Raw genomic sequence first — 9,106 nt, forward strand, 5'->3', positions numbered from 1 at the left:
GTGACGTGGGGGGCCGGGGCGGGCGCCACCGCGGTCCGCCGCTCCTGGAGCGTCGCGACGCCGAGCGCCACGACCGCGAGCAGCGTGAGCGCGGCGCCCACCCACAGGGGCGAGGTGAAGCCGAGGCCGGCCGCGATGGTCAGGCCGCCGATCCACGCACCCAGCGCGTTGCCCACGTTGAACGCCGCGATGTTGGCGCCCGAGGCCATGGTCGGGGCGGCCTGCGCGTGGCCCATGATGCGCATCTGGAGGCCGGGCACGGTCGCGAACCCGAACGCCCCCATGAGGACCAGCGAGACCACCGTCATGACCTGGCTCGTCGCGGTGAGCGCGAAGACCGCGAGGATCACGGTCAGCGCGCCGAGGATCGCGAGCAGGCTCGTGGTCAGGAAGCGGTCCGCGGCCTTGCCGCCCAGGTAGTTGCCGACGAACAGCCCCACGCCGAACAGCACGAGCAGCCACGGCACGCTCGTGGTCGCGAACCCGCCGACCTCGGTGACCGTGAAGGCAATGTAGGTGAACGCGCCGAACATGCCGCCGAACCCGAGCACGGTGACCAGCATGGACCACCAGACCTGCGGGTTGCGGAAGGCCGCGAGCTCGGTCCGCAGGGACGGGGTGCCCGACGGCGCAGCCCCGGCCGGGAGGGCGAGGTCGCCCGCAGCGGGGGTCGTCGAGGCGGCGCGGGCCGGTGCGGCGCCGTGCGCGCCGGACGCCCGGCGCGTGGACGGCACGAGCAGCAGGATCCCGACGAGCGCGACCACGCCGATGGCCGTGATGGCCCAGAACGTCGAGCGCCAGCCGTACTGCTGGCCCAGGAACGTGCCGAACGGCACGCCCAGGACGTTGGCGGCCGTGAGGCCCGCGAACATCATCGCGATGGCCCCGGCCCGCTTGGAGGGCGCGACCATGTCGGCCGCGACGACCGCGCCGATGCCGAAGAACGCACCGTGGCACAGCGCCGCGAGGATGCGTCCGGCGAGCAGCAGCTCGTAGGTGGGGGCGAGGGCCGAGACCAGGTTCCCGGCGATGAACAGGATCATGAGGCTGCCGAGGACCGTCTTGCGGTCGAGGCGGATCACGGCGGCGGTGAGGCCGATCGCGCCGACGGCGACCGCGAGCGCGTAGCCCGAGATGAGGTAGCCGGCGACGGCCTCGGTCACGCCGAACTCGGTGGCGATCTCCGGCAGGAGACCCATGATGACGAACTCGGTGAGCCCGATCCCGAAGCCCCCGACGGCGAGGGCGAGAAGACCCAGCGGCATGCGCTGCTCCTTGTCTGATTCAGGGCACCCGCGCTTGAGCGTGTGTGCAACAACCGGCGCTTGCAGTAGTTGCAGGCGCCTCCTAAATAGTTGCACGCGCCGGTAGTTCACACAAGCGGTATAGTTGAGAGCGACGTCACGACAGGCACAGGAGGCACGCATGGGCATCGGGGACGACGCGGTCGAGATCCGCTCGCAGGGCTGGCGCACGCTCGCCGCGCTGCACGGCATCCTCGACACCGCGCTCGAACGAGCGCTCCAGGCCGACCACGGCCTCTCGGTCGTCGAGTACACCGTGCTCGACGCGCTCTCGCGCCAGGACGGCTGGCACATGCGGATGCAGCAGCTCGCACGCGCCGCGGCCCTGAGCAGCAGCGCCACGACCCGCCTGGTCAACCGTCTCGAGGACCGCGGCCTGCTCACGCGCATCCTGTGCCAGGACGACCGCCGCGGCATCTACACCGAGCTGACACCGCAGGGCGAGCAGCTCCTGCGCCAGGCCCGGCCCACGCACGACGCGGCCCTCGAGGACGCGCTCAACGAGGCCTGCCAGGTCGAGGAGCTCGCGCCCCTCGTCGCGGCCCTGCACGAGCTGCCGGCCGAGCCGTCTGTCGAGCCGTCGGCGCGCACAGCCCCCGTGGGCGCGACGGCCTGACCCTGGGGGCGCGCCCGGTGGCCTGACCCCTGGGGCACGTCGGGCTGCGCGACGGGCTGCCTGACAATTCGCAGCCGATCTGGGACCCTCGTCCCCATGGGGGACATCGCGACGACGCCGGCAGCGCACCACGAGGTGGACGAGCTCTCGACGCTCGACCCCGCGGACATCTCGCCTTTCGGCCAGTACGCACGGTGGTCGCGGCGGGTCGTGGCGTTCCTGCTCGACAACGCGATCCTGGCCGGGCTCATGTTCGTCTCCGTCGGCCCCGGCCTCGCGCCGAGCATGCTCCCCGGCCTCGACAACGACGGGAGCCTGGGCCTGGCGGTCGGCGACCTCCGCTGGTCCGAGAGCGCGTGGATGCTCGGCGCGGTGATCGCGATGACGGTGCTCCAGGCCTACACCGGCGCGACGCCCGGCAAGCGGGCGGTGGGGATCGTCGTCGTCAACCGGGACTCGGGGCGACCGGTCGGACTGGTGACGACGGTCCTGCGCTGGCTCGCGCACTTCCTCGACGCGATCCTCTGCATCGGCTACCTTCGTCCGCTCTGGGACAAGGAGCGCCGCACGTTCGCCGACAGCCTCCTGTCGACGGTCGTCGTGCTGTCCCGCTCCCCCGAGCCGCACCCGTGGATCGCGCCCCTCGTTCGACCCGGGCGACCTGGCGCACAGGTCGTGACCGCGGGCGCAGCCGTCCTGTGCACCGCAGGAGCATTGTTCGCGCTGGGCCCCACCTCGTCCACGAGCGGCAGCTTCTTGTCGTCGGCCACGTGCACCACGTGGGATCGGACGACGCGCCCCGGCGTACCGCAGCTCAGCGAGGCGACCTTCACCTCGACCGGCGCGGGCACCATCTCTCGCTGGGGAGTCACCCACGCCCTGCCGTCCACGGGCGAGGGGTCGGAGATCACCATCGCCTGGGACGGCGGCCTCCCCGTCGACGCCGACGTGTCGCTCGAGGCCGTCCTCACGAGCCCCGACGGCAGCCGGCTCGAGTACTCGACGCCGCTCGACACCGACGGCACCGGCTTCGGTGCGGATCCGACGAGTCCCGGGACGATCGAGATCCCCGCGAACGACCTCCGGGGCATCGCCCCAGGGTGGAGCTGGAGCGCGCAGATGCGCGTCGACGGTGTCGCGATCCCGGGCTGTGGCGGGCGCGCGCCCTTCTGACCCCCGCCCGTGCGACACCGGCCCGGCAGCGCCCCGTCGGCCCGCCTCGCCGAGCCGAACTCACCGGCCCGACCTAGGGTGTGGGCCATGAGCCCCCTCGCCCTGTTCGAGGTCTCCCTCGACTGCCCTGTCCCCCGCGACCTCGCGGAGTTCTACCGCCGCCTGCTCGGCTGGGAGTACGTGCCGGGCCACGAGACGTCGGACCCGGACGGCGACGAGTGGCTCGCGATCGTGCCGCCCGGCCCCGGCCCGCGGCTGGCCTTCCAGCGGTCGGACGCCGCGGTCGCCCCGTGGCGGACGGGTGCGCGGGTCCACTTCGACGTCGCGGTCCCGGACCTCGACGCGGGCCACGCGCTCGCGGTCGCGGCCGGGGCCCGGCCGCTGACCGGTACCCCCGCCGAGGAGGGCCACGCCGACGACCCGTTCCGGGTCTACGCGGACCCCGTGGGGCACCCGTTCTGCCTGACGCTGGTCGCCGCGCCCACAGCGCCGGCGGCGGCACCGGCAAGCGAGGAGGCCGCGCGATGAGCCCCAAGAAGATCGGCCTCGTCCTGCTGCTCGTGGCCCCCATGGTCGCGCTCATGCTCTCCCCGTGGAAGCACGACGGCACGCTCGTCTACCTCGGCATGCTGCCCGCGGGGGTGGGTCTGCTCGTGGGCCGGGGCCCCGCGCTCGTCGCCGGGCCGCTCACGGCGGTCTGCATGGCGATCGGCGTCTCGCTGAGCGACTGGCCCCTCGCGGGGGCCCTCTTCATGGCCGCCCTCGGGGCGTGCGTGGGACTCTCGGCGGTCAAGGGGTGGCACGGGATCGGCGGGTTCGTGGGCCCGCAGACGGCGTTCGCCCTCATCGGCGGCCCGCTCGTGGCCCTGCCCTCGGGCACGGTCGGCGCCTCGACGTCGTTCGGTGCCCTCGCGGCCATGGCCGGCTGGGTCGCGTTCGGCGGGCTGTGGACCGCGCTGATCGGCGGGGTCCTCACGCGCGGCATGCACCTACCGGGTCCCAAGGCCGTCCCCCGGCGCGCGGCGACGTACTTCGCGGTCGCGCTCGCGATCCTCACGGGCGTGGCGACCTACGTCGCGATGGGCTGGATCGACTCCCCGAACTCGTGGTGGCTGCTGCTCACCCTGTTCGTGATCGTCCAGCCGTACTTCGCGGCCACGCTCTCGCGCATGGCCGCGCGGGTCGGCGGCACGCTCGCGGGCGCGGTGCTCGCGGGCCTGGTGGCCCACTTCCTCAGCGGTTCTCCGGGCATCCTGTCGGCCGTGGCGCTCGTGCTCACGGGAGCGGCCGCGTGGGCCTACCTCAAGCGCCCGTACTGGGTCTTCACGCTCTTCCTCACGCCCGCGGTGATCCTGCAGACCTCGGGCGGCGAGGACGTGCTGCTCTCGGCCGACCTCGAGCGCGCCCTCTTCACGGCCGCGGCCGCCGTGGTCGCCGTCGCTGTCCTCGCGGTGGGGCACGGGATCCTCTCGTCCCGGTCACGCACCACGACCTGACGGGCGTCACCGGGCGTCACCGCTCACCACCCGGTCACCGCCCGGCCACCACCGGCCAACGCGCGCCGTCCCGGCCGGTCCGCCCTACTGTGACCGTATGACGGCTCGGCGGATCGCCCTGGCGCTGGTGCTCGTCGCTCCGGCGGTCGGCCTGCTGCTCTCTCCGTGGCGCCCGGACGGCACGCTCGTCTACCTCGGGATGCTCCCTGCCGGCCTGGGGCTGCTGGTGGACCGCCGCGCGGCCCTGACCGCGAGCCTCCTGACCCCCGCGAGCATGCTCGCGGCCACGGCCCTGCGGGACCTGCCGCTCGGTGCGGCCCTCTTCATGCTCGTGCTCGGCGCCGCGGTGGGCCTCTCCGCGGCGGTCGGGTGGCACGGGATCGGGAGCCTCGTCGGTCCGCTGGCCGCGTTCGCGCTGCTCGGGACGCCGCTCGTGGCGCTGCCGTCGGGCACGGTGAGCGCGGTGAGCTCGCCCGCAGCGGTCGCCACCATGACGGGGCTCGTCGCGTTCGGCGGCCTGTGGACGACGTTCGTGGGCGGCGTCCTGGCACGGAACGTGCGCGGCACCGGCCCTCGCCCGGTCCCGCGTCCCGCGTCCGCGTACTTCGGTCTGACCCTGGGGATCCTGGCCGGTCTCATCACCTACACGGTCGACGACTGGACCGACGCCAGGAACCGGTGGTGGCTGCTGCTCACGGTCTTCGTGATGATCCAGCCGTACTTCACGGGGACGCTCCGGCGCGCGGGCTCGCGCGTGGTCGACGTCCTGGCGGGCACGGTGCTCGCCGCGGTCGTCGCGCACACGCTCGACGAGCTCCCCGTGGTCCTGGTCCTCGTCGCGCTCGCCCTGACGGGGTGCGCGGTCCGCGCTCTGCTGCGGAGCCCGTTCTGGGTCGTGCCGCTCTTCCTGACGCCCGCGGTGGTGCTCCTGACGTCGGGTGGCGAGGACGTCCTGGTCGCCGCGAACGTCGAGCACGCGGTGTTCATCGTGGCCGCCTCGTTGGCGACGGTCCCGATCCTCGTGATGGGCCGCCACATCATGGCGGTCAAAGCGCCCAACACGTCCTGACCGGTGTCCTGGCGGCGCTGGGCGTCCGGTCCCGCCTGCGGGAGCCCCTCCGCGGGGCCCGACGGCGCCGCTCACCCCGCCAGCGCGACGTCCGGTCCCGCGAGGACCAGCAGGGCCGCGCACACGGCCGCGACGGCCATGCTCAGCGCGAACGGCAACCGGCTCGTGGTCCGTCGCACGGCGACCACGCCTGCGGACACCGCGAGCGCGACCGAGACCGCGCCGCCCACCCATGCGACCGTGGTCGGCGGTCCGGGCGGCCCGAGCACCACGACCCCGACCGCCGCGACGAGCACGGCGGGCGCGAGCACGCTGGCCCCCGTCCGCCCGAGCCGGTGCGGCAGCCCCCGGACGCCGGTCGCCCGGTCGTCCTCGAGGTCCGGCAGGGTGTTCGCGACGTGCGCCCCGACGCCCAGCAGCGCGGTCGCGGCCATGGCCCAGGGTGCCGCGACCCGGTCGCCGGGCGCGGCGAGCACCACGAACAGCGGCAGGAGACCGAACGAGACCGCATAGGGGGCCCAGGACCACACGGTCGACTTGAGCCACGCGTTGTAGGACCACGCGCTCGCGACGGCCACGAGGTGCACGAGCCCCGCGACGAGCCCGGTCGCGAGCGACAGCACCACGCAGGCCGCTGCCGCGAGGAGCGCGGCCGCGTGCACCTGCCGCACCGAGACCAGCCCCGCGACGACGGGCTTGTCGGCGCGCTCGACCGCCCGGTCGCGTCGCGCGTCGAGCCAGTCGTTGGACCAGCCGACCGAGAGCTGACCGGACAGGACCGCGGCCGTGACGAGCGCCGTCGTGCCTGCGCCGGACCCGACGCCCACGGCGAAGAAGCCCGCGAGCACCGTGACCAGGACCGTGGGCCCCGCATGGCTCGCGAGCGCGAGTCCCCGCAGCGTCGTCGTCGCTGCTCGCGTCCTCACGAAGTCTCCACCCGCCCGACGCTAGCAACGCGCGGGCTGCGCGTCCCCGTGACACGATGCGTGGATGTCGCGGTTGCTCGCGGTCGGACCGGCCCTGCCGGGCACCGCGCACCCTCAGAGCGAGATCACGGACACGATCGGGCCCCTGCTGACCCGCTCGCCCGCGACGCGCGCCGTGCTCGCCCGGCTCCACGCCGCGAGCGGCGTCCGGACGCGCCACACGGCCCTGGCCCTCGACGAGTACGCGGGGCTCACGTCGTTCGGCGCGGCCAACGACCACTTCATCCGCGTCGGCACGGACCTCGCCGAGGAGGCGTGCCGGACCGCTCTCGACGCCGCGGGCATCGACCCCGGCGAGGTCGACTTCCTGCTCTTCACCTCTGTCACCGGGATCGCAGCGCCCTCGATCGACGCACAGCTCGTGACGCGGCTGGGGCTGCGGACCGACGTCAAGCGGCTGCCGTCGTTCGGGCTCGGCTGCGTCGCGGGCGCCGCAGGGATCGCGCGCGTGCACGACTACCTCGTCGGGCACCCGCAGGACGTGGCCCTGCTCGTGTCGGTCGAGCTGTGCTCGCTCACGCTCCAGCACGGTGACGACTCCATGGCGAACCTCGTGTCGACGGGGCTGTTCGGCGACGGCGCGGCGGCCGTGGTCATGGTCGGGGACGCGCACCCGGCAGGCCGCCCGCCCACGCTGCCCGACGGCGCCACGCGAGATCCGGGGGCACGTGGCACCCGGGCGGAGCGTGCCTCGGCGGCACGAACCCCGCCCCGGGGCGTCGAGGTCGTCGACACCCGCAGCCGCCTCTACCCCGAGACCGCCGACCACCTGGGCTGGACGATCCGCGACAGCGGGTTCGGGATCGTGCTGTCCGCGGGCCTTCCGGAGGTCATCGCGGCCCACCTCGCGGGAGACGTGAAGTCGCTGCTCGTCGAGCACGACCTGACGACCGAGGACGTCGGGACCTGGGTCGTGCACGCGGGCGGGCCGCGCATCCTCGACGTCGTGCGCGACTCGCTGGGGCTCGACGAGGCCGACCTGAGGCACAGCCGGGAGTCGCTCGCCGCCGTCGGGAACCTGTCCTCCTCCTCGGTGCTGCACGTGCTCGCCGCGACGCTCGACGCCCAGCGCGACGACGCGCCCGGCGAGGGCGCCGGGCAGCACGGCGTCCTCATGGCGTTCGGCCCCGGGGTCTCTGCCGAGCTCGTGCTCCTGCGCCGCACCGCGTCACCGCTGGAGGGTTGATGCTCGCCTTCTTCTACGTCGTGCTCGGGGCGACCGCGCTCGAACGCCTCGCCGAGCTCGTCGTCTCGGCGCGCAACGCGAGGTGGTCGTTCGCGCGCGGGGGCGTCGAGACGGGCCGTGGCCACTTCCCCGCGATGGTCGCCCTGCACACGGGCCTGCTCGTCGCGTGCGTGGTCGAGGTCAACGTCGCGGACCGGCCGTTCATCCCGTGGGTCGGGTGGCCCGCGTTCGTGCTCGTGCTCGCGAGCCAGGCGCTGCGCTGGTGGTGCATCGCGTCGCTCGGGCCGCGCTGGAACACGCGCGTGATCGTGGTCCCCGGGCTGCCGTGGGTCGACAAGGGCCCGTACCGCTGGATCGCCCGGCACCCCGGGCAACGCTGGTTCCGGCACCCCAACTACCTCGCGGTCGTCGTCGAGGGCCTCGCGCTCCCGCTCGTCCACTCGTGCTGGACCACCGCGCTCGTGTTCACGGTGCTCAACGCCGTGCTGCTGCTGCGGTTCCGGCTGCCCGCCGAGGAGCGCGCGCTCGACGCGCTGCCGCACGCGTGAGCCGGGCGAGCTCGTGAGACGGGCACAGGCGCAACCCCTGACGACCGGCGCAGGCGCACCCCTGACGACCGGCGCAGGCGCACCCCTGACGACCGGCGCAGGCGCACCCATGTCGACCAGCGCAGGCGCACCATGACCGACACCGACGTCCTGATCGTGGGCGGCGGCCCGATCGGCCTCGCCGCCGCGATCGAGGCACGGCTCGCGGGCTACGACGTCGTCGTGGTCGAGCCGCGCGACGGCCCCGTCGACAAGGCGTGCGGCGAAGGCCTCATGCCCGGTGCGCTGCGCGCCCTCCAGGCCCTCGACGTCGACCCCGACGGCCACGTCCTGCGCGGCATCAGCTACCGCGACGCGCACCGCCACGCCGACCACCTCTTCACCGAGGGCCAGGGCAGGGGCGTGCGCCGCACCACGCTGCACGCCGCGCTCGCCGAGCGCGCGGCCGCCCTGGGCGCGACGACCGTCCGCGGCCGCGTCGAGCAGATCGACGAACGCTCCGAGGCCGTGACCGCGGCCGGGATCAGCGCGCGCTGGCTCCTGGGGTGCGACGGGCTCCACTCGACCGTGCGGCGCCTCGCAGGGCTCGAGGTGGGCGCCGACGCCCACGCGCACGAGTCCCTCCTGGCGCACGCGCGCCACGACCCCGACGCCCCGGGGCGATCCCCCGGCGGGCCGAGCGCTCGTGCTGCGGGGCAGGGAGGGCCGGGGGCCGGGAGTCCCGGGTC

General features: G+C 74.4%; 10 protein-coding genes. 8 read left to right on the top strand and 2 right to left on the bottom strand.

Features of this window, described 5'->3' with window-relative positions; all coding sequences use genetic code 11:
• Positions 1-1,265: MFS transporter (locus OERS_RS19770; RefSeq protein WP_068627711.1), on the bottom strand; the 1,265-nt coding region annotated here is incomplete at its 3' end.
• Positions 1,266-1,425: 160 nt separating this feature from the next.
• On the opposite strand from OERS_RS19770, the gene OERS_RS19775 reads away from it, so the two are divergent.
• The 5 genes from OERS_RS19775 to OERS_RS19795 all read left to right on the top strand — a co-directional run bounded on the left by OERS_RS19775 (position 1,426) and on the right by OERS_RS19795 (position 5,658).
• On the top strand, positions 1,426-1,920 hold the full coding sequence (locus OERS_RS19775; RefSeq protein ID WP_068627712.1) for a MarR family winged helix-turn-helix transcriptional regulator: 495 nt from the start codon (positions 1,426-1,428) through the stop codon (positions 1,918-1,920).
• 96 nt (positions 1,921-2,016) lie between these two features.
• Positions 2,017-3,093, top strand: a complete 1,077-nt coding sequence (locus OERS_RS19780; RefSeq protein WP_068627713.1) for an RDD family protein — start codon at positions 2,017-2,019, stop codon at positions 3,091-3,093.
• An 87-nt stretch (positions 3,094-3,180) separates the two neighbouring features.
• A complete protein-coding gene (locus OERS_RS19785) occupies positions 3,181-3,621 on the top strand; it encodes a VOC family protein (RefSeq protein WP_068627714.1) in 441 nt (146 codons plus the stop codon).
• Positions 3,618-4,589, top strand: coding sequence for an FUSC family protein (locus OERS_RS19790; RefSeq protein ID WP_068627715.1), 972 nt, complete (start codon positions 3,618-3,620; stop codon positions 4,587-4,589). The genes OERS_RS19785 and OERS_RS19790 overlap by 4 nt, the downstream gene beginning before the upstream one ends.
• A gap of 97 nt (positions 4,590-4,686) precedes the next feature.
• Positions 4,687-5,658, top strand: coding sequence for an FUSC family protein (locus tag OERS_RS19795; protein ID WP_068627716.1), 972 nt, complete (start codon positions 4,687-4,689; stop codon positions 5,656-5,658).
• A gap of 71 nt (positions 5,659-5,729) precedes the next feature.
• Here OERS_RS19795 and OERS_RS19800 read toward each other — a convergent pair whose 3' ends face one another.
• Positions 5,730-6,584, bottom strand: a complete 855-nt coding sequence (locus OERS_RS19800) for a UbiA family prenyltransferase (protein WP_211268525.1) — start codon at positions 6,582-6,584, stop codon at positions 5,730-5,732.
• A gap of 64 nt (positions 6,585-6,648) precedes the next feature.
• Here OERS_RS19800 and OERS_RS19805 point away from each other — a divergent pair, with 64 nt between their 5' ends.
• From OERS_RS19805 to OERS_RS19815, 3 genes are all read left to right on the top strand, one after another.
• Positions 6,649-7,830, top strand: a complete 1,182-nt coding sequence (locus OERS_RS19805) for a type III polyketide synthase (RefSeq protein ID WP_068627717.1) — start codon at positions 6,649-6,651, stop codon at positions 7,828-7,830.
• Positions 7,830-8,378 carry an isoprenylcysteine carboxyl methyltransferase family protein gene (locus tag OERS_RS19810; RefSeq protein ID WP_068627718.1) on the top strand — a complete coding sequence of 183 codons (549 nt, stop codon included), beginning with the start codon at positions 7,830-7,832 and terminating at the stop codon, positions 8,376-8,378. Before OERS_RS19805 ends, OERS_RS19810 begins: the two co-directional genes overlap by 1 nt.
• A 132-nt stretch (positions 8,379-8,510) precedes the next feature.
• The coding region (locus tag OERS_RS19815) for an FAD-dependent oxidoreductase (protein WP_139107961.1) at positions 8,511-9,106 on the top strand (596 nt) is incomplete at its 3' end.

Origin of the sequence: Oerskovia enterophila (genome assembly GCF_001692445.1) — a bacterium.
GTDB lineage: Bacteria > Actinomycetota > Actinomycetes > Actinomycetales > Cellulomonadaceae > Oerskovia > Oerskovia enterophila.